Raw genomic sequence first — 24,499 nt, 5'->3', positions numbered from 1 at the left:
AAATCGCTGATAGATGTGAGAACGGCCCGGACCTCGTGCGAGGACCGGGCCGTACCGTGCCGGAAATCAGGAGATGTTGGCGGTCATCGTGAGCGTCTGCTCATCGACGTCGCTCGTTCGCGCGGTGAACTTGAACGTCCACTGGCCCGCCTGCGGCAGCGCTATGTCGCCGACCGCATGGAAGTCGGTGATCCGCAGCAACGGGATCGGGATGGGCTCGATCCCCTTGGCCGGCAGAGCCGCCGTCCCGGTCCATTCCACGACCGTGAGCGGCTTGTTGTCCGGCGTGTACGCGTACAGGTGAAGGGAATTGTTCCCGACCGTCGCCGGGAAGATGTCCACCTGCATGGCCATCGTGCTGCTGGTCAGCGTCTGGCTCACGGTCGAGGTGGTGGAGCCGGTGCCGGCCGCCTCGGCGGTGCGCGGCGGCGCGATCTGCACCAGCGCCGCGGTCACGCCCAGCACCACCGCCGTGATCGCCAGCTCGACCCCGACCAGCCGGCGCAGGCCGCGCGGTTTCTTCTCGGCCGTGCGCGACCGCACGATCCGCCGGGAGAACCAGGCCACCACCAGCACGCCGGCCGCGAGCGCGACCTTGACCAGGATCAGCCGCCCGTACGTGCTGTCGACCAGCCCGCTGATCGAGGACACCTCGATCAGCGCCTGCACCACGCCGGCCAGGATCAGCGCGCTCACCGCTGTCGCCGCCCAGCGCGACCAGATCGGCAGGATCGCCGCGAGCTCCCGTTCGTTCGCCTGGCGCAGCAGGAAGCCCACCAGCATGACCAGGCCGCCCAGCCACACCGACATGGCGGCCAGGTGGATCGCGTCGATCACCACCGAGACGCCGGCCACCGGGGACGCGGTCGGGTGCCCGGTGAGCGGCCAGGTGGCCAGCGCGGCCACGCCGAGGACGCCGAGCAGGGCGAGATCCGTCTTCGACTCCGAGCCCGAGCCCCGTAGCAAGGGCCGGAGCAGGAAGGCGGCCGCACACAGCACACCCAGGCGGACCAGCATCACCGCGCCGAACGTACTGCCGAGCACGTCGCGCAGATCCCCGATGCGTACGTCGAAAAGCTTGGTCCCGAGGGTGTAGGGCACCTGCAGCCAGATCGCCGTCAGGGTGCTGACCGTCACCAGCCCCATGCCGGTCCAGATCAGCCGGGCCGGCCCGCGGCGACTCAGCCGGTGCGGCCAGAGCAGGGCCAGCACCAGCGCCGGCCCGACCAGGAGCACGAGCCCGGCATACCCCAGGTACTTGCCCACGGGGATGAGCCCGCGGACCACCGGATCGACCTTGGTGTCGTTGACCGCCGCGGACGGTGGCGTCGACGCGGCGCCCACCGAATAGGTGATGCTGCCGCCGACCGGGTGACTGTCCGCCGAGATCACCCGATAGCTGACCAGGTACGTCCCCCGGCCGCCACCCGAGCGCAGCGGGATCGTCACGGTGCCGCCGTTCACCGTCGGCTCGCCCTGGTCGGCGCGCGAGTTGTCCGGCCCGAGCACCTGGATCTTGCCGCTGATCAGCTGCACCGACTCGCTGAACGTCAGGGTCACCTTGTTCGGGGCGTCGGGCACGATCGTGCCGTTGCCCGGGTCGGTGGCCACCAGAGCGGCGTGCGCGCTGGCCGGCGCGGCCGCGAGCAGCACCCCGAAGAGCCCGAGCAACAGGCCGGCCGCCCCCGCCAGGGCCCGGCGACGATCAAAGGTCATGCGCGCCATGTTCCTCGATCCGGTCAGAACTGCCCACCGGCGGGGTAGTCGCCGGTGCGCCCCACATGGTTCCAGAGGCCACCGACAATTCCGCTTCCCGTACCATTGCCCGGCATGATGGAGGGTGAGGGCACCACGGAGCTCGCGCTGGCCGCCGGGGCCGGCGACGGCGACGCGCTGGCCGAGTTCGTCCGGGCCACCCAGGCCGAGGTGTGGCGCTTCACCGCCGCCCTGGTCGACCCGGGCGCCGCCGACGACCTCACCCAGGAGACATACCTGCGGGCGTTCAAGTCCCTGCCCGGGTTCGAGGGGCGCTCCTCCGCGCGTACGTGGCTGCTGGGAATCGCCCGCCGCACCTGCGCCGACCACCTCCGCTCCGTCGTCCGCCGCCGGCGGCTCGACGCGCGGCTCGCCGCCCAGGCCGCCACCGAGCTGCCGGTCCCCGACCCGGCCCACCGCCTGGGCACCGCCGACCTGCTCGGCCGGCTCAGCGAGGAGCGGCGCACCGCGTTCGTGCTCACCCAGGTGCTCGGCCTCTCCTACGCCGAGGCGGCCGCGGTCGAGGAGGTGCCGGTCGGCACCATCCGCTCCCGGGTGGCCCGGGCCCGCGACGAGCTCGTCACCGCCGTCGCCCGGGCGCGCGCCGTCTGACAACCCTCAGGGTTTCTTCAGACAAAGCACAGCCCAGCGAGGGAACCTAGGGGCCGAGAACTTCGACCAATAGGGCGTGACGATGGAAACGAGGCAGTTGTCTGCCCGGATGACGGCTGCCTGGCCGTGGGTCTCCACGCTCGCCCGGCTCGGCCTGGCCGCCGTGTTCCTGACCGCCGGCCTGCTCAAGGTGGATGACCTGGCCGCGTCCGGGCGCGCGGTGAACGCGTACCGGCTGTTCTCCTACGACACGGCCAAGGTGATCGGCGCGGTCCAGCCATTCCTGGAGATCGCGCTCGGCCTGCTGCTGCTGATCGGCCTGGCGGTCCGCCTCAGCGCGGCGATCGCGGCCCTGCTGCTGGTGATCTTCATCGCCGGGATCGTGTCGGCGTGGGCCCGCGGGCTGCAGATCGACTGCGGCTGCTTCAGCAAGGGCGGCGACCTGGCCGCCGGGCGCAGCGCGGAGTACGGCCGGGAGGTCCTGCGCGACGTCGGATTCCTGATCCTCGCCGGGATCCTGCTGGTGAAGCCGCGCACCCGGTTCTCGCTGGACGGTCTTTTGATGGGGGAACGATGAGCAAGTCGCAACGGGACCGCGCCGCGGCCCGCCGGATCGTCGAGCAGCAGAAGGCGGCCGCCAAGCGCCGCCAGGTGACCATCTGGACGTCGGTGGCCGTGGTGGCCGTGCTGGTGATCGCCGGCCTGATCGGGTTCGTGGTGTACAGCAACCAGACCAAGACGACCAGCAGCAAGGTCGTCACGCCGAGCGTCGCGGTCGACAGCGGCACCGCGTTCGCCGTCGGCACCGGCCCGGTCACGCTCGACCTCTACGAGGACTTCATGTGCCCGATCTGCCACGAGTTCGAGACCGACTCGGCCGCGACGATCAAACAGCTGGTCGCGGACAAGAAGGTGACCGTGCGGTACCACATGGTCGCGATCCTCGACGACCGGTCGCAGGGCACGAAGTACTCGACCCGGGCGGCCGGCGCGGCGGCCGAGGCGGCCCAGGAGGGCAAGTTCCAGGAGTACTTCGACGTCCTCTACGCGAACCAGCCGGAGGAGAACAGCACCGGCCTCAGCGACGCCAAGCTGATCGAGCTGGGCAAGTCGGTCGGGCTCGGCGACACGTTCGCCAACGCGGTCAACAACAAGACCTATGACGCGTGGGTCGCCACGGTCACCGACACCTTCTCGGCCCGCGGCTTCAACGGCACGCCGACGGTCGTCGTCAACGGCAAGCAGCTGACCGACGCGAACGGCAACCCGCCCACCCACGACCTGCTGGCGAAGACCGTGGCGGCGGCCGCGGGGTGAACCGCCTCGCCCTTCTGGTGATCGTGGCCGGCGCGCTCCTCGCGCCGGCCACGCCCGCGTTCGCGCACGGCGGCGACGTCCCCGACCCGACCGCCTATCGCATCCGGATCACCGGCATCAGCCCACCCGAGCCGGGCCTGACGATCCGCACGGTCGAGGCCGGCGCGCGGCTCGAGCTCGAGAACGAGACGGGGCACTCGGTCGAGGTGCTCGGCTACTCCGGCGAGCCCTACCTCGACGTCCGGCCGGACGGCACCTGGCAGAACATCAATTCCCCCGCCGATCCCACCGCCCCACCCAGCTGGCGAAAGGTCTCCTCCGCGACGACCGTGCGCTGGCATGACGACCGCGTCCGCTGGCTCGGCCCGGGTCTGCTGCATCGCCCCCAGAATTGGACCGTCCCGCTGCGCGAGCAGACTCGCGTCTTCCCCCTGACCGGCACGGTCGCCTGGGAAGCGCCGCCCCGCGCCGGCCTCTGGTGGACCTTCGCGGCGCTCTGCGCCATAACCGCATTCGCCCTGCTCAGACGGTGGCCGAGGGGGCTGCGGCCGGTTGCGCTCATCGGTGGTCTTTCCCCGCTTGCGTACGCCGTGAGCACCACCCTCGACGGCGGCACCCCCTCGCCCGTGCTCGTGGTGGCGGGCCTGCTCCCGCTGGCCGCCGTCGTCCGCCACCCGCCGTTCTACCTGGCCCTCTCCGGCACCTGCCTGGCGCTCTTCGCCGGGATCACCCAAACCGCCGCTTTCGGCGCCGCGGTGCTGCCCACGGCCGGGCCGCCCGAGCTGTCCCGCGCCTTCGTGGCGATGGCCCTCGGCGTCGGCGTCGCGATGGCCGTCACCGGGGTGATGCGCCTGCGTGCGGCCCTTCCCCCGGCACGCCCGGAAGTGTCGGAGGACCGGACTATGGTCGTCGCATGACTGAGACCGCCCGACTCTCCGCCGGCGACGACGCGCCCGAGTTCTCGCTGCCCACCGACAACGGCGACCGGCTGACCCTGAAGGACCTGCGCGGCCGCAAGGTCGTGCTGTATGCGTATCCCGCCGCGATGACCCCCGGCTGCACCACCCAGGCCTGCGACTTCCGCGACTCGCTGGCGTCGCTGCAGGCCGCGGGCTACGAGGTGGTCGGCATCTCGCCCGACAAGCCGGCCAAGCTGGCCAAGTTCCGCGAGCGCGACGCCATCACGTTCCCCCTGGTCAGCGACGAGGACAAGAGCGTCCTGACGGCGTACGGAGCGTTCGGCGAGAAGAAGAACTACGGCAAGACGGTCATGGGCGTGATCCGCTCCACCTTCGTGATCGACGAGGACGGCAAGATCGAGCGCGCCCTCTACAACGTGAAGGCCACCGGCCACGTCGCCAAGCTGCGCCGCGACCTGGGAATCGACTGATTTTCCCGCAGATCCGCCCCCACCCTGCCGATCATTACGACAAGTCACTTCGACCGACAGGTTCCGGTCCCCCGTCCCACGGCGGCCGTCATGCGGCACCAACCCGCAAGGCGGCCGCCGTGCCGGGCGATCCCCGGCACCCGCACCGGCGGTGACCGTGGATTGACCTGGGACGGTTTACACTCTGCTCACGAGCAGCCCTGGAGGCTGTTCGGGCGGGAGTGGCGTAATTGGCAGCCGCGCTGGGTTTAGGTCCCAGTGTCCGAGAGGACGTAGGGGTTCGAGTCCCCTCTTCCGCACCGAGGGTTCTGTCCGGGCGGCCGCGCAACGCACCGGCCGCCGCCGGCTCAGGCTCGATGCGGCGCAACTAGCGGCCTCGCCGGGGGCGATGCCGAACTCCCGGGTCCGCTCTGGTGTCGAGCTTGTCCGATCCTCTTGCCTTGGCGCTCGCTCTGGTCCACGAACTTCAGCACATCAAGCTTGATCGCCTGCTACATCGGGCGACCTTGGCGGCTGCGTGGGCGGGGCTGGCGGTGGCCGTCGGCGACGGTCCGGACCGAACGGCCGCTCGCCGGCGCCGCATGGCCGGACGTGGGCCGGGGCCGCGGACATCAGTTTCGGTCGGAACCGAGCCTGCCGCGGCCCCGGCGATGATCAGAGCGGCATCGGATCCAGATCGCAGTCCGCCCGCAGGCTGCGCAGCGCGTTCAAGGTCGCTGGGTGCTGATCCCCAAGGGACCGCCGGAAGCGAGCCATGGTGTCGGTGTGCAGAAGGTCCGCCTCCTGCTCCCGGCCCAGCGCCCGGAGATCCAGCGCCAGGTTCACACCGATTGCCAGGGTCGACGGATGCTCCACGCCGAGCACCTTCTCCGAGCGGGCGAGCGTGTCCGTGTCCAGCTCGTGGGCGGCGTCGACGTCGCCCATCGCGAACAGGTCGCTCGCCAGGTTGGTGGCGCACGCGAGCGAGGTCGGATGGTTCTTGCCCAGCCGGGCTGTCAGGCTCTCCAGGCTCTCCTTGTCGGCCCGGTACGCCTTTTGCGGGAAACCGAGCCGACGATCGACGATTGCCAGGTTGACCTGGGCGGAGAGGGTGTGCGGATGAAGCTCGCCCAGGCTTGCCCGATATCGCTGCAGCGTTTGTTCGCCTAGCCTACGGGCGTCTTCCAGCTTGCCGGTCTGGCGGAGATCGACGGCGTGGCTGAGCGCCGCCGCCATGGTGTCCGGGAAATCGTCCCCGTAGCGGCGCCGGAAGCGTTCCAGCGCATCAGCGGAGCACTCGAGTGCCCTCTGGTGATCGCCGGCCTTCCGCCGCGCCACCGCCAGATCGCGAGTGGCCTGCATGACCTGCGGGTTTCTCTGGTCAGTTGCCGCAAGCGTCCGCTTGAGCGCCGCCTCCAGCTCCCGTGCGGCATTGACGAAGTCCCCACTCTCGCGACGATCGACCAGCCAGTTGCGCAGCGTGCGAAGTGACTCGGAATCGTCGGCACCGAGGATTGCCCGGCGACGTTCGTAGGTGTCCCTGTCCCGCCTTTCCGCCTGCCCGAACTCGCCGACCAGTCGCAGGCTGAGCCCTAGGTTGTGGGCGGCGCGAAGAGTGACCGGGTCGTCCTCGCCGAAAATCCGGCGACAGGTCAGGAACGTCTCCTCATCCAGCTTTCTGGCCTCGGCGAAGTCACCTCGCAGGCGCAGCGAGTAGGCCACCAGAAGCTTGGCGTCCAAGGTGCCCTCGTCGTCATCGCCGACCGTCTCGCGGTAGAGCTCGAGGCTTCGCTCGAACAATTGGCCGGCTTGCGCGTACTGACCCATCAACGCCTTGATGTAGCCGAGGAATTTCGCCAGACGCAGGGTGTGCGGGTCGTCCTCGCCCAACTTGCTGAGCCAGTTTCGGTGGGCTTCTTCGGCAAGTTCGAGACAGCCGCGGTGGTCGCCCCAGTGGTAGAGGAACTCCACCATTTCCAGGACCAGGCGAAGAACACTCGGGTTGTTGGATGCGATGGCGTCGGACATTCGAACGTGCGGCAGCAGCGCCTGGTACCTGTCCCACGTGCTGCGACGACCCGGGCTGTGCGGATTTGCGGCGGCGAGGAGCGCCTGCGCGCCCGAGCGCATCAGATCCCGTTGATCCTCGTCCATCCGTCTGACCAGGACCGCCTGGATCAGACGGTGAATCTGAAGAGAGTTGCTCTCGTGGTTGAACTTGGCCAGTGCGGATCGCGAAATAGCCCGGATGGCGCGGGCCAGCTTGATCGGATCCTTGAGCGTCTCGTCCAGGGGTTCGACGATCCCGGAAGGCAACGCCTCGCCGAAGAGCTCGCGCGAGATCGGCTCCGGCGAGAAGAACGAACACACTTGCAGGAGTTGGAGAGCGGCGTTGTCGGTCTTCTCCAGTCGGTCGAGGGAAACGTTCCACGCGGCGGCGACCGAACGGGGGTAATCCGGCGGCGCGTTCTCGTTGAGCAGCTCAAGCGATTTCTCGCTGAGCAGCTCGAGATACTCACCGACCGGCATCCCGGTCGTCGTGTGCCAGGCGGCGGCCTGCTCGACGGCGAGCGGCAGGTCACCCAACGCCTCAGCCAGCCGGCCGGCGTCTTTGTCGGACAGCTCTGGTGTCCGGCTCCTGAGGAACTTGCGGCTTTCCTCGCGGGTGAAGACATCTACCTCCAGTGACCGCGCTACGGCGGACCACTCCGGATTCCGCGAGGTGACCAGGATCTTTCCAGCCCCACCGGTCGGGAAGTAGGGGCGGACATCCTGCATGGACTCCGCGTTGTCGAAGACGAGCAGCCACCGCTTGTATTCGATCTCGCCCGTGTTCAGCGCATCCTGTACGGCTGGCACGGCGCTGTCCGCCTCAGGGCTGACCTCGAGATGGAGCCGCTGAGCGAGGCGCGTCAGCGAAGCCAGCACCTGACTGTCCTGCTCGGCGGGTATCCACCAGACGAGGTCGTAGTCGCTGCTGTGGCGATGGACGTACTCGATGGCGACCTGGGACTTGCCGACGCCGCCCATGCCGTGCAGGGCCTGCGGAAGTACCGCCGTCTCCCGCGCTTCCAGCAGTTCCTTGTGCAAGCGCTCGAGTATGAGATCACGGCCCGTGAAGTTCGGGTTCCTCGGCGGAACTCCGCCCCAGACGCGCGGCAACCGTACTGAACTGGCCGTAGTCGGGATGACCGTTTGCATGTCGTGGTCTCCGGTTTCGCCGTCACTCGGTTTGTCTATTAGGTCCAACTTGCCGTTAGTTTCGTTACTTGTCGAGATAAAAGCGGTCGAGTGCTTGTTCTGGCTTCTCGCCGGCGCATGAGCCTGTCACCACTCCGGGCGCGGAGGACACCGCTGACTCCGTGCGGAGGCCCAGCCGGTCGAGCGGCCTACGCAGCCAAATACGGATATCTTGGCCGATCGGGTCGGCCGCCGTTGGGGCCGTCCACTCCATCGGGGCCAACGCGGGGCGCCTATGCTCCATGCCGTCGCCCCAGCCGACCAGCCGGTCGAATGCGCTGGCCGGGCCGGTGTTCTGAGCCGCGACCTGCGGGTCGATACCCTCGACCGCGGAACGCCCGGTCGACCACGGCGGGCAGGCCTGCCGACCGACGGAGCAGTTCTCGACCCGCCCACAGATCCTTTCCGGGCAGCGGGCCGGCCATGCTCGCCGACTCCACCAATCGGCAGACCTGGTGCGTCCCGTTCTCGTCCGGCGCCATCACCGGCAGCGCCCCGCGCACGGCCCAGAGCCTTGCCGGCCGCTCGAGACAGGCCAGGACGATACGCAAAACGTGCCCTCTCAACTCGGCATGTTCCTCGATGTCCGACAGATTCGCATCTCGGCGGATCAGACTCAGCAGGAGACGACGATCCTCAATGGAATCGAGCAGGGAGATCTTGAGCGACGCGCTGAACAGTCCTTCGCGCAGGTCCCTGGCGTGGCCTCCGTTACCGGCAGGCTGCACGAGAACCTCCAGATTTCCGAGCCGCAATGACGCTGGGCAACATAGTCGAGGGTACATATCGATCAGACTCGGCATCCCGCCCGCCATCACGGACCCTACCAAACCCAATTGCGATGAATACCTCGCGAGGGCGGCCGTATTTATGGATCCCGTTCACGCGGAGCTCGTCCACCCGGCCGATTCCGCCGCCAGCTCTCCGGCCTCGGCGTCCGCGTCGTTCAGTGATCTATATCGGACGACAGGAGGGTAGGTCTAGACCTTCAAGATCCATCTCCGCGACCAGAAATGCCAGCCAACTCGTCATCAAGTTGATCGAAGGCAGGCCCCGGCGTTGAGGGCGCGGCAGATCTTCAGAGCCGCCGCCGACCGAATCATTGCTGCTTGCCGCAGGTCAGGTAGAGCAGGGGACCGAACGGGAACGCGAAGATGATCAGGAGCGCCCACGCGTCGCGGTTGAAGTGGCGCAGCCGCCAGTCGCTGGTCTGGCGCAGGTCGGCCAGGCATCGCAGGTCGAACCAGATGATCAGCGCGCCGATCGCCAGCACGCCGATCAGGGCCATGACGAGGTCTGTCGCGGTCATCGCGCCTCCTACCAATCTCAACAGCGATAATGATATCGTCGCTGATACCGGTTGGGTAGGGAGACGGCATGGCCTCGGCAGACCTCTTGCTTCATCCCGTACGGCTGCGGATCGTCCAGGCGTTCCTCGGCGACCGGGCGCTGACCACCGGGCAGTTGGCCGCCGAGCTCGCCGACGTGCCGCATGCCACGCTGTATCGGCAGGTGGCCCGCCTGGTCGAGGCCGGCGTGCTGCAGGTGGTCGCGGAGCAGTCGGTCCGCGGGGCGACCGAGCGCACGTACGTGCTGCGGACGAGCGCCGCCCAGATCACGGCCGACCAGGTCGCGACGATGAGCCGCGCGGATATGCGGCAGGCGTTTCTCGCGTTCGTGGCGAGCCTGCTCGGCGACGTCGACCGCTATCTCGCCCGCGACGAGATCGACCCGATCCGCGATCAGGCGAGCTTCCGGCTGGCCGGCCTGTGGCTCGACGACGACGAGTTCGCCACCCTGCTTCGCGATCTGCTGCGCGTGCTGCAACCGGCCGCCGCCAACCCGCCCCGCGCGGGCCGAAAACGCCGGATCCTGGCCACCGTGCTGCTCCCCGGCGAGGAAGCGAGTTCCTGATGGACATCGTCACCCTCCTCATCGACCGGCTCCGCGCCGGGCAATTTGCCGAAATTTCGGGCATGTTCCCGCCCAACCTGCAATCTCTGGTGCCGCCCGAGGCGATCCGGGCCGCGTGGCAGGCCGAGATCGACCGGCAGGGCGCGGTCAGCGCGTTCGGTGCGCCGCTGAGCGAGCCGGCCGGCGCCGCGGGCACGCTGGTCCGGGTGCCGGTGACCTTCGCCGGCGGCGCCGCGACCGTGCTGGCCACGATCGCCGGCGACCGGGTGACCTCGCTGCAGATCGCCGGCCCGGAGGCCGCGCAGCCCACCCAGGAGTGGCAGCCGCCCGAGTATGCCGATCCCGCCGCACTGTCCGAAGAGGACGTGCTGATCGGCGACGGCCCGCTCGCCGTGCCCGGCACGCTGACCTTGCCCGCCGGGCCGGCGATCGTCGCCGCCGTCGTGCTGCTCGCCGGGTCCGGGCCGCTGGACCGGGACGAGACCATCGGCCGGAACAAACCGTTCAAGGACCTCGCCTGGGGGCTGGCCACCCGGGGCATCGCCACCGTGCGATTCGACAAGGTCACCTTCGCGAAGCCGGCCGGGGTCGCCAAGATCGCCGGTTTCACGGTCGACGACGAGTACCTGCACCACGCCCTCGCAGCCGTCGACCTGCTGCGCCACCGGCCCGGCGTCGACCCGGCGCGGATCTTCGTGCTCGGCCACAGCCTCGGCGGCAGCGTCGCGCCGCGGGTCGCCGCCGCCGATCGGGCCGTCGCCGGGCTGGTTATTCTCGGCGGCGGGGCGCAGCCGATGCACTGGTCGGCGGTCCGGCAGTTCCGCTACCTCGGCTCGCCTCAACAGCTCCTCGACTCGGTCACCCGGCAGGCCGAGGCGGTGGACAGTCCCGATCTCTCCCCCGCCACGCCGGTCGCCGACCTGCCGTTCGGCGTGCCCGCCTCGTACTGGCTGGACCTGCGCGGCTATGACCCGGCCGCGGCCGCCGCGGCGCTCGGCAAGCCGATGCTGATCCTGCAGGGCGGCCGCGACTATCAGGCGACGGTCGACGACGACCTCGCCCGCTGGCGGGCCGCCCTCGGCGACCACCCGGGCGTGACGATCCGCATCCACGACGCCGACAATCACTTCTTCTTCGCCGGGAGCGGCCCGTCAAAGCCGGCCGAGTACGAACGGGCCCAGCATGTGGACCCGGCCGTGGTGACCGACATTTCCCACTGGATTCAGGAAGAGCCCTCGTAGAGCCGGACGAAGAACTCGTACGCCTCGTCGACCTCTTCCCGCGGCGCCCCGGCCAGCAGGTCGAGCAGCAGGCCGCGGGAGACCGCGACACCCAGCCGCAGCGCGGCCCGCTCCACCGGTATGCCCATGCGCTCGGCCATCGCCGAAGCGGCGTCCAGCCAGGGCCCGGTCACCGCGTCGGGCGGATCGGCCTCGCCGCGATGGGCAAGGGCGAAGACCTCGAAGAAGAGGCGTACGAAGGGACGCAGCTCGTCGCTGGACACCTGCGCCCAGAGGGCCGTCATCACCTCGCGCGGGGTGCCGCCGGCCAGCGCCGCCAGCGCCGCCCGCTGCTGGGCCTCCATCGCGCCCACGATCGCCGCGAGCAGCCCCTCCCGCGAGCCGAAGTGGTAGATCAGCATGCGATGGCTGGTGCCGGCGCTCGCGGCGATCTCGCGCAGGCTGCGGTCGGCCAGACCCTCCTGGGCCACCGCCGCCATGACCTTGGCCAACAGGGCTTCGCGGGCTTCTACGGGCATGTACCAAATGGTACAGTGCCGGTATGTACCGAGAGCACAGCACCGTCATCAGCGCGCCGCCGCCGGTGGTCTGGCGCCTCACCACCGACGTCGAGCGGTGGCCGTCCTTCATGCCGACCATGCAGGCCGTCGAGCGCCTCGAGCCCGGGCCGCTGCGGGTGGGCAGCTCGGCCCGGGTCAAGCAGCCGGGCCAGACCGCCGCGGTGTGGACCGTGTCGGCGATCGCACCGGAGACCGAGTTCACCTGGGAGACCCGGCGGCTGGGCCTGCGCATGATCGGCAAGCATGTCCTGGCGCCCGCCGCCGCTGGCACCCGGAACACACTGTCGATCGAGGTCACCGGCCCCGGCGCCGGGCTCTTCGGGGCCCTCTTCGGCGGCATGATCGCCCGGGTGATCCAGCGGGAGAACGAGGCTTTCCGGCAAGCCGCCGGCCACGTCCCGGCCTGATTCCTCCGCCTTGCGCCCTCAGTGCTTGGCGAACTGCTGGTTCGTCGGTTGCGTCACGTTGGCCTTGACCGGCAGCCCGCGGACCACGAGCGCCTGTCCGTAGATGTCGGTGACCCGGAGGTCCGCGCCGCAGCCCGCCCCGTTCGCGGAGAGGAAATAGTTGTACGAGCTGCGGGGCAAGGCCTTCCAGCGACCCGCCGTCCTGACCTCCAGCCGGGCCACCGGGTTCCGGTGGTTGATCACCTGGATGCCGCACCACCACTGGCTGGAACCGGACTTGTACCGAATGGCGATCCCGCCCGAGATGGCCGGGCTCACCAGTTTCCAGGTGATCGGGGTCTCGCCGGTCTGCGGCGGGGCCAGCAGTTTGTACGCCTCGGGGTCGAGGTCGAGCTGCCCCACCCGGCACGGGTACGGGCACAGGTTGGTGATCCGTACGGTGATCGTGGCGCCGTTCGAACCGCGGACCTGGACGTAGGCGCCGCAGGCCTTGGACCCTTCGAAGTCCTTCTCGTTCATGGCCGCCGTGAAGTGGTCCGGGCTGCGATCGAACAAGCACGCACCGGAGTTCTGGGCGCCCTGGTAGAAGGTCGCCACCCCGGTATGGGCCACGCCCGGCTTGATCCGCCCGGCCAAGGGCGCGCCGGTGGGCGCCGCGGCCGCTCCCTGCTGGGCCGGGGAGGCCGCCACGGTGGTGGCGGACCGCGGGGTGGCGGCCGGGCTCGTGGCGTACGGGCTGGGAGAGATCGGACTCGGCGGCGCGGCGGGGAACGAGATGGCGGCCGCCGGCTGAAACGTCGATGCCGTTCCGCTCGGCCGGGCGGCGAGCGCCGCCGACACCGCGGGGTGGGCGAGAAGGCCCGCAACGATCACGGCGGTCGCGACGCCCACGATCTGCCACACGCGCCGACGCCGTCCACTCTGGTGCATTGCTGACATTCCACCCTTCCCTTTCCTGGCTTTCCGCACGCCGTAGAGGCACGCGCCGATACCCGAGAGCGGCCTTCGGCCCCGCAGGGTTGCCCGCGGACTCGGTTTGTGACGTACCCCACAGATCTTGCCCGTCAGGCCCGGGACCTGCGGATATCCGGCGTGCCGGGTCGTTTCCGGACCGGCGTATGCTCCCGGATCACCTGGAGGTGAGACGTGCGAGAAGGCGGACAGCCCGGCGAGGCCGGGGCGGGCAGGCAGGGCTTCGCCGCCTTCGTCACCCAGCACGCTCGCGGTCTGGATCGGCTCGCCTACCTCATGCTGGGCGACGAGCACGATGCCGAGGATCTCGCCGCCGACGCCCTGCTGGCGGCCTGGCAGCACTGGGACCGGGTGCGGCAGGCCGACCACCCGCTGGCGTACGTCCGGCGGATTCTGGTCAACGAGGCATCGGGACATTACCGTCGCCGGGCCCGCGAGGTGACGCTGCTCGACCGGCTCAAATTCCTGACCACCCACGACACCCACGACCCGGACACCGCGGTCGTGATCGACGTCCGCTCAGCGCTGCTCCGCCTGCCGCCGCGGCGGCGCGCCTGCCTCGTGCTGCGCCACTGCTTCCAGCTCACCGAGTACGAGGTGGCCGAGACGCTCGGGGTGAGCGTGGGAACGGTGAAGAGCCAGACCTCGAAGGCGGTGGTGCAGTTCCGGCAGCAACTCGGCGACGCCGCATCCGCGTCGCGGAAGTGCTGCAGGCCGAGGCGCGGGCGGCCGAGAGGCAGAGGAAGGGAAGCCATGCCGGTTGAGAGGCAGGACGAGAGCTGGATCGGCCCGCTGCTCTCCCAGCACGCCGATCGGCGCGAGCTGGATCTCGACGCCTTCGTCGACCGCGTCATGGCCCAGGCCGACGCCTTGCCGGGCGGTCCCGCCGAGCCGGCCGCCGGTTCGCCCCGGATCGCGCCGAAGCGGCGGCGACTGATGCCCGCGCTGGTCGCCGCGGCGGCGGCGCTCGCCGTCGTGGTCGCCGCGTCGAGCGTGTCCGCCGTCGCCTATTGGCGAGGCCGCGACAATCGGGCAGCGGTGCTCGAGGCGTCGCCGAGCCCGAGCCCGAGCGCGGCGACGCGGCCGGACACCCCACGCCCGTCGGCGGTCCCGCCCTCGAAGGCACCTCTTCCCCCGGCCGGAAACAACGCTCGCCGGCTTCCCACGAGCTTCCAGTGGCGTTCCGGGGCTCCGGTGATCTCGCCGCGGGTCGATGCCAGCGGGGTCACCGGTCTCAAGGATGCGAGCGTGGTGTACGACGGTGGCCGTTGGCATGTGTTCGTCACCACGGTCAGCTCCGCGGGCTACGGCTTGGGGTACCTCAGTTTCAGCCGCTGGTCGGAGGCGAATTCGGCCCCGCTGCACAGCCTGGCGTCCTCGCCGATCGGCGCCGGGTTCCGCGCGGCGCCACAGGTCTTCTACTTCGCCCCGCAGAAGCTGTGGTACCTGATCTACCAGTCCGGCAACCTCTCCTATTCCACCAACCCCGACCTGAACAACCCGAACGGTTGGAGCGCTCCGAAGGACTTCTACGACGGGGTTCCCGACCTCATCCAGAGGAACCTCGACGGCGGCGGATACTGGGTCGACAGCTGGGTCATCTGCGACGACACCACCTGCCACCTGTTCTCCTCCGACAACCGCGGTCACCTGTTCCGCTCGCAGACGGCGAAGGCGAGTTTCCCCAACGGAATGAGCCAGCCGGTCATCGCCGCCCAGGACTCCGGGCAGGGCACCACGTTCGCGGCCAGCCGGGTGTACCAGGTCGCCGGAACCGGTCAATACCTCCTGCTGAGCCAGGCCTTCGGCGGCGACGGGCACGGGTACCTGCGCTCGTGGACCGCCACCAGCATCGCCGGGCCCTGGACGCCGCTGGCCGACACTCCGGCCGCACCCTTCGCCGGCGCCGGCAACATCACCTTCCCGGCCGGCGCCTGGACCAGCGACATCGTGCGGGGCGAACTGATCCGCGACGGAGTCGACCAGCGGCTGACCGTCAACCCCTGCCAGCTGCGGTTGCTCTATCTCGGCCTGGACCGCCGCTACCAGGACAATCGGACCTTCCAGCTGGGGCTGCTCACCCAGACGAACTCGACCTGCCATTGATCCGTTCACCAAAAGGTGTTCGGGTGCGGGCAACCATCCGGGCCCGTACCGCTCTCTCTTCCTGGTGGGTCCCGCACCGGCGGGACGTCATCCAGGGAGGGTTCGTGAGACAACACGGTGTGACCGACAGCCAGATCGGCGGAGAACGCCCGCGGCCAGGGCGGACCCGCACCATCGCGGTGGTCGGCGCGGTGACGCTGGCGGCGGCGGGGTTCGCCACGGTCACCGCGTCCACCAGCCAGGCCGCCGCATCGATCACCGTCACGGTCGACCCGGCCGTCGCGAAGGCCACGATCCCCACGGCCGGGCAGGGCCTGAACGAGGCGGTCTGGGACGCGCACATGAACGACGCCGACCAGCCCGCGCTGCTCAAGGCGGCGGGGATCAGGGCGCTGCGCTACCCGGGCGGGTCCTACGGCGACAACTTCGATTGGAAGGACAACACGGCCAACGGCGGGTATGTCGCCCCGAACACCTCGTTCGACCAGTTCATGACCACCGCGAAGGCCGTCGGGGCACAGCCCGTCCTGATCGCCAACTACGGTTCCGGTACGCCACAGGAAGCCGCCGACTGGGTCACCTACGCCAACAAGACCAAGGGATACGGGGTCAAGTACTGGGAGATCGGCAACGAGATCCCCGGCAACGGCCACTACGGGTCGAAGTGGGAGACCGACAACCACGCGGACAAGAGCCCCAAGGCCTACGCCACCAACGCGCTGCAGTACATCTCCGCCATGAAGGCGGTCGACCCGTCGATCAAGATCGGCATCGTGCTGTGCACCCCGGGCAGCTGGCCGGACGGGCAGGTGGCCAGCGGGGACACTGCGGACTGGAACAACACCGTGCTGTCGATCGTGGGCGCCAAGGCCGACTTCGGGATCGTCCACTGGTATCCCAATTCCACCTCGCCCACCGACAACCTGGCCAAGCCCACCAAGGAGATCCCGGCCATCATGGGCACCCTGCGCGGCCTGTACGCCAAGTACAACGCGCCGAACATGGCCACCGCGATCACCGAGCTCGACGCCGCGTACCAGAACGACTCCGCCACGGCCGGCCTGTTCGCCGCCGACAGCTACCTCAGCTGGTGGGAGAACGGTGTCTTCAACACCGACTGGTGGACCCTGCGCAACGGCAGCGACGGCAAGACCAGCACCAACGGCGACGGGACCATCGACTACGGCGAGGGCGGGATCGTCTCCCCCGGCGGCACCGGGACACCGGCGCTGAACACGCCGTACCCGAGCTACTTCGGGCTCAGCATGGCCGCGCGGGCCGGCAGCCCCGGCGACACTCTCGTCTCCGCGACCTCCAGCGACGGCAGGCTGAAGGTGCACGCCGTCCGGACCGCGTCGGGCGCGGTGAACGTGTTGCTGATCAACGAGGATCTGAACAACTCCGCCACCGTGGCGCTGAGCTACACCGGCTACACCCCGGCGGCCGCGCCGACCGTCCAGCAGTGGGTCAAGGGCGCGACCGGCATCACCACCGCCACCGCGAGCTCCGCCGGCTCCCTCACCGTCCCGCCGTACTCGATCACGCTGCTCGAGACCACCGCGGGCAGCCGGCCCTCGCCCGCCCCCAGCGCCAGCACCCCGACCGCCACCACGCCCACCCCCACCCCGACCAAGCCGGCGCCGGCCACCCCGACCGCCACCCCGACCGGCAGCGGCCGGACCGGTGCCCTGCGCGGCGCCGGATCGGGTCGATGCCTGCGGGCCGCGAGCCCGGCCGCCGGTACCGCGGCCACGATCTACTCCTGCAACGGGTCCGCCGGTGAGCGGTGGACGCTGACCTCCGCCAGAACGCTCACCATCTACGGCAACCGGTGCCTCGGCGTGCCGGCCGGCGCGGCCCGGGGCACCAAGGTCCGGATCTCGGCGTGCACCGGCGGCACCGGCCAGCAATGGACCCTGACCGCGGGTGGCGCCGTGGTCAATCGGGCCACCGGTCAGGTGCTCGACGTGTTCGGCGGCCGGACCGCCGACGGATCCCCGGTCGTGATCTGGAACGGCTTCGGAAGCGCCAACCAGCGGTGGGCCTTGCACTGACCCGAGCCGGCCACTCACCGACCCCGCCGGGCGAACCGGCGGGGTCGGTGACCGCCGGCGGCACGGCGGCCAAAGCCTGAACGGCCCGGGGACACCGGTACGTACGCGAGTTATCACCCTTCGTCACATCGATGTTTTCGCGCCTTTCAATGACATTCGGGGCGCGCCGCAGCGAACGGGGTCGTGCGAGTCCTGGCCGGACACGCACAATGACCGACGCACGATCCAAGATCGTCTGCGAACAGAGAGGTTTCGAGGACACATGTCGCGAACGAGCCAACTCCGCACGACCGTGGCCGCCACGGTCGTCGCGTTGCTCGCCGCGGGTTCAGCGGGGGTCGGAACACCTGCCCGGGCGGCCACGCCCCGGGCCGGGACACCAACCGCGCACACCCCGGCGAAGACACCCACCGACCCCGTGCCGGCCGCGATCAAGAAGGCCGAGGCGACCCGGCAGCCGGTCACGATCGCGTCCCTGACCGACGAGTACAGCACCACCTCGGCGAACCCGGACGGCACCCTGACCCGGAGATCGTCGACCAACCCGCAGCGGGTCCGGCAGGGCGGCACATGGGTGCCGATCGACACCACGCTGGTCCGGCAGAAGGACGGCACCTACGCGCCCAGGGCGGCGCTCTCCCAGCTGTCGGTCTCCGGCGGGGGAAAGACCGGCTTGCTGACCATGAAGGACGGTTCGCGGGCGCTGGCGTTCAGCTGGGCCGCGGCCTTGCCGGCGCCGGTCGTGCACGGCGACACCGCCACGTACCCCGAGGTCTATCCCGGCGTCGATCTGCAGGTCATCGCCGACGCCACCGGATACTCCTCGATGCTGGTCGTCAAGACCGCGCAGGCGGCCGCCAATCCCGCGCTCGCCAAGCTCGATCTCGGCATCAAGGCGAGCGGCCTGCGGCTCGCCGAAACCCGCGACGGCGGAGCCGAGGCGATCGACAGCCGCACCGGCGCGCGGGTCTTCCAGACCGGCACCGCGGCCATGTGGGACAGCACCCCGGCCACCGGCGAAAAGGCGCTACCGCCCGCGACCACGCCGCAGGAGACGCGCGCCGCGGCCGAGCGGCTCGGCGGCCACCGGTCGAAGCTGACCGTGCGACTTGCCGCGGGCCGGCAGACCCTCGCCCTGGACCGGAAACTGCTGACCGCCAAGACCACGCGCTACCCGGTCTACGTCGACCCGTACTGGTCGGGCAACCCGAGCCAGGTCAACTGGGCGCGGATCTCGAGCAACGGCTGGGACGTCTACAACTCGACCTCGAAGACCGGCGCGACCAGCGCCCGGATCGGGTACGACGACTGGCCCACCGGCGCGGCCGAGCGGGCCCGCACGTACTACCAGATGAACACCGCCGGCATCCGCGGCGCCCAGATCTTCGACGCGACCCTGTACGTGGTCGAACGCTGGGCGGCGTCCTGCTACAACACCGACGCAGTGGTCTACGGCATGGGCGCGCCGAGCGGCTGGGGCCCGTCCACGCTCTACTGGGGACACGAGCCGGGCAAGGCGACCGGGGTGCTGTCCACCGCCAGCAGCAAGGAACTGAACTGCGGAACGTCGAACGTCGCAGTGAGCCCGCCGGACCTCAAGTTCGACGTGCGCAGCTTCATCACCGCGATCGCCGGCCACAGCAAGAGCACCGCCACGTTCCTGGTCGAGGCCAAGGACATGAACGACAAGTACAGCTGGAAGCAGCTCGGCTACGGCGGCGGCGCCACGCTGTCGGTGCGGTACAGCTACAAGCCCGTGCTCCTGAACGGCACCGGCACCCCGACCACCACGCCCAGCGTCGTGGACCAGGGCCGCAACGTCACCACGACGCACACCCCGACGATCTCGGCCAAGGGCGTCAACCCGAAGGCGAACGGCTACCAGGAGAACGTCCGGATCCAGTACCAGGTCTTCAACTCCGCCGGCAGCCGGGTCCAACTGGGATACAGCGGATACAGCCTGAACGGCAGCAGCTGGACCGTGCCGTCGCTGGCGGACGGGACGTACACCTGGAAGGCCACCGTGCAGAACGCCTCGGGCCTGTGGGCCGGCGTCTACACGGCGACCCAGACGATGGTCGTCGACACGCTGGCCCCGCACGCGCCGACGGTCCGGTCCAGCCAGTTCCCGCCGGGCGTGGAGGGCGGCTCGTACACCGACAAGGGCCTGTTCCAGCTGGGCAACGACAAGACGAACAACGTCACCGGATACCTGTTCGCGCTGGACCACGACCTGGCCGACGTCGGCTACTCGTCGACCAAGGGCACTCAGTGGACCTCGACCACGACCCTGGCCGCTCAGACGATCTACTTCGCCAAGGCGGACAACGGCAACGGGACCGGCGCCGTGGTGATCAACGGTAGCGCCGGCGTCTCGTTCACCCCGATCACCTCGGGCCCGCACCGGCTCTTCGTGAAGGCCGTCGACCAGGCGGGCTCCACCTCGCCGCAGACCACGTACACCTTCCTGGCCGGCCGGTGGACGCCGACCATCGCGTACGGGTCGCAGCTGGTCTCGGGCTGGACCGCCACGAACACCGACGGCACCACGACGACCGTGCCGGCCGCGACCAGGACCGGCACCGGCCACGTCGTGGCGCAGGCCGCCACCCCGCCGGTCTACTTCGGCGACGGCTACCAGGCGATGCTCATCGACGGCCCGCACCTTCCCGGCTCCGCCGCCCCGTCGATGACGGTCTCCTTCGACGTGCCGGAGACCGGCGCCTGGGAGCTCGGCGCCAACCTGGTCAAGGGCCAGATGTACGGCATCTTCGACCTCACCTTCGACCAGGGCAGGCCCACCGCCAGGACCCTGCTCACCGGCTACAACGGCTACAGCCCGGCCGAGACGGCCACGGATTACCGGAGCTTCGGCGCGCTGACCGACGGCAACGACGTGCCGATGACGCTCGACAAGGGAGTGCACACCCTCACCTGGGCGATAACCGGCGAGGACCCCAACGCCACCCAGAACCGGGTCGGGGTCGACATGATCCGGTTGTCGCCGCTGCCCACCTGCTGGATCAACGACACCACGAAGTGCCGGAACAACACCGCGATCAGCCGGCTCACCACGAACGGCACGTCGTCGACGATCACCAAGGCCGACGCGGACGGCGGCGGCACCAGCCTGGAGGCCGCCGACCTCGAGGCGGCGGGCTGGACCCAGGGCGCCACCGTCACCGTGAACGGCGCGGCGATCAAGCTGCCCGCGGCGTTCGGCAACGGCGCCGACGACAACATCCTCGCCAACGGGCAGGTCGTCCGGGTGCCGGCCACCGGCGTCGTGAACCGCGGCAACGCGGTGGTGTTCGTCGGGCTGGCCACCTGGGGCCCGGCCGCCGACCTGAGCGGCCGGATCACGTACGCGGCCACCAGCTGCGGCATCCGGAGCCAGCAGTTCACCGTCGGCACGCTCAGTGACTGGGCCTACACCCCGCCCGCCGAGGCCGCGCTGACCCTGCCCCGCCGCAACAACGCCGTCGCCACCCGCAGCGCCGTACCGACCAGCTTCTTCGCGGTCAGCGTGCCGCTGCTGTGCCCCGGCGCGGTGGTGGACAGCATCACGCTGCCGGTGCAGACCAACGTGGTGCAGGGCGGGGTGCCGGCGATGCACGTCCTCGGCCTCGGGATCCGGCCGATCGCGGTGACCGGCTCGGCCCACTGGGTCGGCAGCTGGTCCGCGGCCCAGGACACCGCGGCCCTGACCGCGATCTCCGCCTCCGGCGCCACGCCGCTGACCAACCAGACGGTCCGGATGCCGGTCCGGCTCAGCATCGGCACGAAGGGCGCCACCACGCAGGTCCGGGTGCATCTGTCGAACAGCCTGGGCACCACCCCGGTCACCTTCGACGCGGCGTCGATCGCGGTGCAGGACAGCACCGCGGGCGGCGCCACCGCGGCCGCCGCGCCGATCCCGCTGACCTTCGGCGGATCGGCCGCGACGACCCTGGCGGCCGGCGGCGACGTGGCCGGCGATCCGGTCACGCTGAGCGCCGGGGACCGTACGACGCTGCTGGTCAGCCTGCAGGTCCACGGCAGTCGCCCGGCGATGCCGGGGCACCGGGACGCCGCGTCCGCGCTGTACCTGAGCGCCTCCGACGGCGTCAACCACACCACCGACCGGGACGGCTCCGGCTTCACCAAGTCGGCTCTCACCGGCCTGCCGTATCTCGCCGGCGTCGACGTCACCACGCCGGCCGCCGACCCGGACGGCGCCCTGGTCCTCTTCGGCGACCAGACCATCAACCCGGATCGGGCCGGTTACTCCGGCGAGCAGTTCAGCGACCAGCTGTCCGACGCGTTCGCCGCGGACGGCCGGGGCGACGGGACCGTGCCGTTCGGGGTGCTCAACCAGGCGAGCAGCAACACCGGCGGCGGGTTCACGCTGCCCGCCGGCGACCCCGGCCGGGCGTCGTCGGCCGGCGCCCTGGTCGACCGGGAGATCCTCGGCCAGCCCAACGTGCGGACGGTGCTGATCTCGGCCGGCTCCACCGACCTGCTGGCCTGCACCGGTACCCCGGACGCCTGCGCGACCGGGGTGACCACCCGGCTGAAGGCGCTGGCGTCGCAGGCGCATGCCGTCAAGTCCGACGGCGCCTCCGACCCGGCGGCGAAGCTGCCGACCGCGAGCGGGGCGCTCAAGGTCTACGTGGCCACGGTGCCACCGTTCACCGCGAGCCACACCGCGAACCAGGAGGCGGCCCGCGAGCTGGTCAACGGCGAGATCCTGGCCAACAACCTGCTGGGGTACGCGGACGGCGCGATCAACTTCGCGGGCGCCGTCTCCACCGGCGGGGACGAGGTCTCGGACACCACCGATCCCGCCTACACCGCCACCGTCGGCACGGGCACCTATCCGAACGACTCGTACTACGCGAGGCTGGCGGAGGAGTACCTGAACGCCAGCGACGCCGGCGACTGGATCGCCGCGCCGGAGGCGGGCACGGAGCCCGGCGACATCCCGGTCGCGGAGTGGAAATTCGCCGAGGGCACCGGCGCCACCGTCCTGGACACCGGGTCGGGCACCGGCTCGAGCAGCTCGCCCACCATGCACGACGCGACGCTGACCAACGTGAGCTGGGTCCAGGGGCGGCTGCACGACGGCCACGCCGGGAGGTTCAACGGTTCCAGCGCGTACGCCGGCACCGACTACAAGCCGAACACGGCGAAGAGCTTCTCGGTGTCGGCCTGGGTCCGGCTGACCGACAAGTCGGCGAACCGGACCGTCTTCGCCCGCGGCTCCAGCTCGGGCGGCTTCGGCCCGTTCACCCTCCGATACAACCAGGCCCAGGACAGATGGCAGGCGGAGATGCCGTCGGCGGCGTCGGGCAGCGGGGTGGCCTGGTACAGCGCGGTGTCCGAGAACCCCGCGCAGACCGGGGTCTGGACCCACCTGGCGGTGACCTACGACGCCGAGTTGCAGACGCTGACGCTCTACGTCAACGGCAGCGGCGTCAGCATCGACCAGGTCGTCCCGTACAACGACGTCGACGGTCCCACCTGGATCGGGCGCGGCCCGAGCGAGTGGTTCGCCGGAGACATCACCGAGACGGCGGTGTGGGCCCGGCCGCTGGGCAGCGACGAGGTCGACATCCTGGGGACGGCGCTGCCGGTCATGGACTGGGAGCTCGACTTCAACAGCTCGCTGGCGGTCGCGGACGACTCGTGGGGCGAACACCCCGGCAATCTCGTCGGCGGCGCCACCGACACGGGGGCGGGGCACAACGACACCGACCCGGACGCGGTCCATCTGAACGGCACCGACGCATGGGTGAGCATCGCCCAGCCCATGCTGCGCACCGACCAGTCCTTCTCGGTGGCGGCGTGGGTCAACCTCACCAGCAAGTCCGCGGTCTACACCGCGGTCTCGCAGGACGGCGCCCACGTCGGCCGGTTCATGCTCCAGTACCGCGACTCGTGCGACTGCTGGCGGTTCATGACCACGCGGAGCGACACGGACGAGGCGGCGACGGACTACTCGGCGAGTCCGGCCGGCGTCACCCTGAACAAGTGGACCCACCTGGTCGGCGTGTACGACGCGTCGGCCGGGACGATCACGCTCTATGTGAACGGGGTCGCCATGCCCTCCACCGCGGTGCCCGCGGGCTGGGCGTCGGACGGCGCGTTCACGGCCGGCCGCACGCTGTGGGACGGCATCAAGGCCGACCGGTTCGCCGGTGACCTCGACGCCGTCAAGGTCTACCAGGGCGTCGTCTCGCCGAGCCTGATCACCCAGCTCGCGACGTCGTGACCCAAGCGGCCCGCCGGGACCGGCCGATTCGGGTCCCGGCGGGCCCCCGGGACGCGGGTTCCGGCGCTCGGCATGATGGCGGCATGGCCGTGGAATTCGTGGTGGACCCCGAACTGACCGATGACCTGCGGGCACGGATCGTCGCGCTCTGGGTGGAGGTGACCAACGCCGGCGGTGCCGTGGGGTTCGTGGCGCCAGTTCGCGCCGAGGAGGTGTGGCCGGTCGCCGAGCGGGCGTTCAACGGGGTCGCGGCCGGGATCGACCGGGTGATCCTGGGGCTGGACGGCGACGAGGTGGTGGCGCTGCTGTTCGTCGTGGACAACCGGTTCGGGTTCAAGGACCACTGGCGGGTACTCATGCGGGTCATGGTGACGCCGCACGGTCGCGAGCGCGGGCTGGGCTCGGCGCTGATGCGTACGGCCGAGGCGCTCGGGCGTAAGGCGGGGCTGGCGGGACTGCAGGTGACCGTGCGGGGCGGGATGGGAATCGAGACCTTCTACGCCAAGCTCGGCTATCGGGAGGTCGGCCGGCTGCCGGGCGCGCTGCGCATCGGACCCGGCGACGACCGCGACGAAATCTCCATGTGGCTGGACTTATCGGCCTAGGGCCTATCTGGTGGATCACGTGGGAGCGAGGCGAGGTCCAGGTGGTGGCTGGCGTCGGCCGCGAAGCGGTCGCATCCCGGTGTTGGATGTGGCC

Annotated in this window: 19 protein-coding genes and 1 tRNA gene; 14 read left to right on the top strand and 6 right to left on the bottom strand. The window is 70.2% G+C overall.

What is annotated here, in order from left to right; genetic code table 11:
- Positions 1–66 precede the first annotated feature (66 nt).
- Positions 67–1,725, bottom strand: a complete 1,659-nt coding sequence (locus IH26_RS0131165) for a copper resistance CopC/CopD family protein (protein WP_030439832.1) — start codon at positions 1,723–1,725, stop codon at positions 67–69.
- A gap of 105 nt (positions 1,726–1,830) precedes the next feature.
- Here IH26_RS0131165 and IH26_RS0131160 point away from each other — a divergent pair, with 105 nt between their 5' ends.
- From IH26_RS0131160 to IH26_RS0131135, 6 genes are all read left to right on the top strand, one after another.
- Positions 1,831–2,367, top strand: a complete 537-nt coding sequence (locus IH26_RS0131160) for a sigma-70 family RNA polymerase sigma factor (protein WP_030439831.1) — start codon at positions 1,831–1,833, stop codon at positions 2,365–2,367.
- 109 nt (positions 2,368–2,476) lie between these two features.
- Positions 2,477–2,944 carry a MauE/DoxX family redox-associated membrane protein gene (locus IH26_RS0131155; RefSeq protein WP_245665685.1) on the top strand — a complete coding sequence of 156 codons (468 nt, stop codon included), beginning with the start codon at positions 2,477–2,479 and terminating at the stop codon, positions 2,942–2,944.
- Positions 2,941–3,684, top strand: a complete 744-nt coding sequence (locus IH26_RS0131150) for a DsbA family protein (RefSeq protein ID WP_030439829.1) — start codon at positions 2,941–2,943, stop codon at positions 3,682–3,684. Before IH26_RS0131155 ends, IH26_RS0131150 begins: the two co-directional genes overlap by 4 nt.
- Entirely contained in the window at positions 3,681–4,601 is a 921-nt protein-coding gene (locus IH26_RS0131145; RefSeq protein ID WP_245665684.1) for a hypothetical protein, read from the top strand. The genes IH26_RS0131150 and IH26_RS0131145 overlap by 4 nt, the downstream gene beginning before the upstream one ends.
- On the top strand, positions 4,598–5,074 hold the full coding sequence (gene bcp / locus IH26_RS0131140) for a thioredoxin-dependent thiol peroxidase (RefSeq protein WP_030439827.1): 477 nt from the start codon (positions 4,598–4,600) through the stop codon (positions 5,072–5,074). Before IH26_RS0131145 ends, bcp begins: the two co-directional genes overlap by 4 nt.
- 215 nt (positions 5,075–5,289) lie before the next feature.
- Positions 5,290–5,373 (top strand) — tRNA-Leu (locus IH26_RS0131135).
- Between the two features lie 355 nt (positions 5,374–5,728).
- On the opposite strand, the gene fxsT is transcribed toward IH26_RS0131135, so the two are convergent.
- Positions 5,729–8,254 carry an FxSxx-COOH system tetratricopeptide repeat protein gene (fxsT, locus tag IH26_RS0131130; protein WP_063763771.1) on the bottom strand — a complete coding sequence of 842 codons (2,526 nt, stop codon included), beginning with the start codon at positions 8,252–8,254 and terminating at the stop codon, positions 5,729–5,731.
- 272 nt (positions 8,255–8,526) lie between these two features.
- Complete coding sequence (locus IH26_RS64675) at positions 8,527–8,886, bottom strand: effector-associated domain 2-containing protein (protein ID WP_425394415.1); 360 nt, start codon at positions 8,884–8,886, stop codon at positions 8,527–8,529.
- On the opposite strand from IH26_RS64675, the gene IH26_RS0131125 reads away from it, so the two are divergent.
- A complete protein-coding gene (locus tag IH26_RS0131125) occupies positions 8,866–9,051 on the top strand; it encodes a hypothetical protein (RefSeq protein ID WP_030439825.1) in 186 nt (61 codons plus the stop codon). The two genes, IH26_RS64675 and IH26_RS0131125, sit on opposite strands and share 21 nt — an antisense overlap.
- Positions 9,052–9,392: 341 nt before the next feature.
- Here IH26_RS0131125 and IH26_RS0131120 read toward each other — a convergent pair whose 3' ends face one another.
- On the bottom strand, positions 9,393–9,602 hold the full coding sequence (locus IH26_RS0131120) for a hypothetical protein (protein WP_030439824.1): 210 nt from the start codon (positions 9,600–9,602) through the stop codon (positions 9,393–9,395).
- A gap of 68 nt (positions 9,603–9,670) precedes the next feature.
- Between IH26_RS0131120 and IH26_RS0131115 the strand changes: the two genes are divergently transcribed.
- Both IH26_RS0131115 and IH26_RS0131110 read left to right on the top strand, forming a co-directional pair.
- Positions 9,671–10,207, top strand: a complete 537-nt coding sequence (locus IH26_RS0131115; protein WP_030439823.1) for a helix-turn-helix domain-containing protein — start codon at positions 9,671–9,673, stop codon at positions 10,205–10,207.
- Complete coding sequence (locus IH26_RS0131110) at positions 10,207–11,448, top strand: alpha/beta hydrolase (RefSeq protein WP_030439822.1); 1,242 nt, start codon at positions 10,207–10,209, stop codon at positions 11,446–11,448. The genes IH26_RS0131115 and IH26_RS0131110 overlap by 1 nt, the downstream gene beginning before the upstream one ends.
- Here IH26_RS0131110 and IH26_RS0131105 read toward each other — a convergent pair.
- On the bottom strand, positions 11,430–11,966 hold the full coding sequence (locus tag IH26_RS0131105; protein ID WP_030439821.1) for a TetR/AcrR family transcriptional regulator: 537 nt from the start codon (positions 11,964–11,966) through the stop codon (positions 11,430–11,432). The two genes, IH26_RS0131110 and IH26_RS0131105, sit on opposite strands and share 19 nt — an antisense overlap.
- A gap of 23 nt (positions 11,967–11,989) precedes the next feature.
- On the opposite strand from IH26_RS0131105, the gene IH26_RS0131100 reads away from it, so the two are divergent.
- Positions 11,990–12,415: an SRPBCC family protein gene (locus IH26_RS0131100; protein WP_030439820.1), complete on the top strand. Its 426-nt coding sequence runs from the start codon at positions 11,990–11,992 to the stop codon at positions 12,413–12,415.
- Positions 12,416–12,433: 18 nt separating this feature from the next.
- On the opposite strand, the gene IH26_RS0131095 is transcribed toward IH26_RS0131100, so the two are convergent.
- Complete coding sequence (locus tag IH26_RS0131095; protein ID WP_030439819.1) at positions 12,434–13,318, bottom strand: expansin EXLX1 family cellulose-binding protein; 885 nt, start codon at positions 13,316–13,318, stop codon at positions 12,434–12,436.
- A 243-nt stretch (positions 13,319–13,561) separates the two neighbouring features.
- Here IH26_RS0131095 and IH26_RS56285 point away from each other — a divergent pair, with 243 nt between their 5' ends.
- The 4 genes from IH26_RS56285 (at position 13,562) to IH26_RS0131075 (ending at position 24,405) form a co-directional block, all read left to right on the top strand.
- Entirely contained in the window at positions 13,562–15,493 is a 1,932-nt protein-coding gene (locus IH26_RS56285; RefSeq protein ID WP_051808797.1) for a non-reducing end alpha-L-arabinofuranosidase family hydrolase, read from the top strand.
- A gap of 104 nt (positions 15,494–15,597) precedes the next feature.
- The gene (locus tag IH26_RS54210) at positions 15,598–17,547 is read left to right on the top strand and encodes a ricin-type beta-trefoil lectin domain protein (protein ID WP_157437470.1); all 1,950 of its coding nucleotides are present in this window, start codon (positions 15,598–15,600) and stop codon (positions 17,545–17,547) included.
- 262 nt (positions 17,548–17,809) lie between these two features.
- Entirely contained in the window at positions 17,810–23,800 is a 5,991-nt protein-coding gene (locus IH26_RS0131080; RefSeq protein WP_157437469.1) for a LamG-like jellyroll fold domain-containing protein, read from the top strand.
- Positions 23,801–23,883: 83 nt separating this feature from the next.
- Entirely contained in the window at positions 23,884–24,405 is a 522-nt protein-coding gene (locus IH26_RS0131075) for a GNAT family N-acetyltransferase (protein ID WP_030439815.1), read from the top strand.
- Positions 24,406–24,499 lie beyond the last annotated feature (94 nt).

Source organism: Actinoplanes subtropicus, from assembly GCF_000721705.1.
In the GTDB taxonomy this organism is placed as follows: domain Bacteria; phylum Actinomycetota; class Actinomycetes; order Mycobacteriales; family Micromonosporaceae; genus Actinoplanes; species Actinoplanes subtropicus.
Note: the sequence above shows the minus strand (reverse complement) of the source record. Positions and strands in the feature narration are given on the sequence as shown.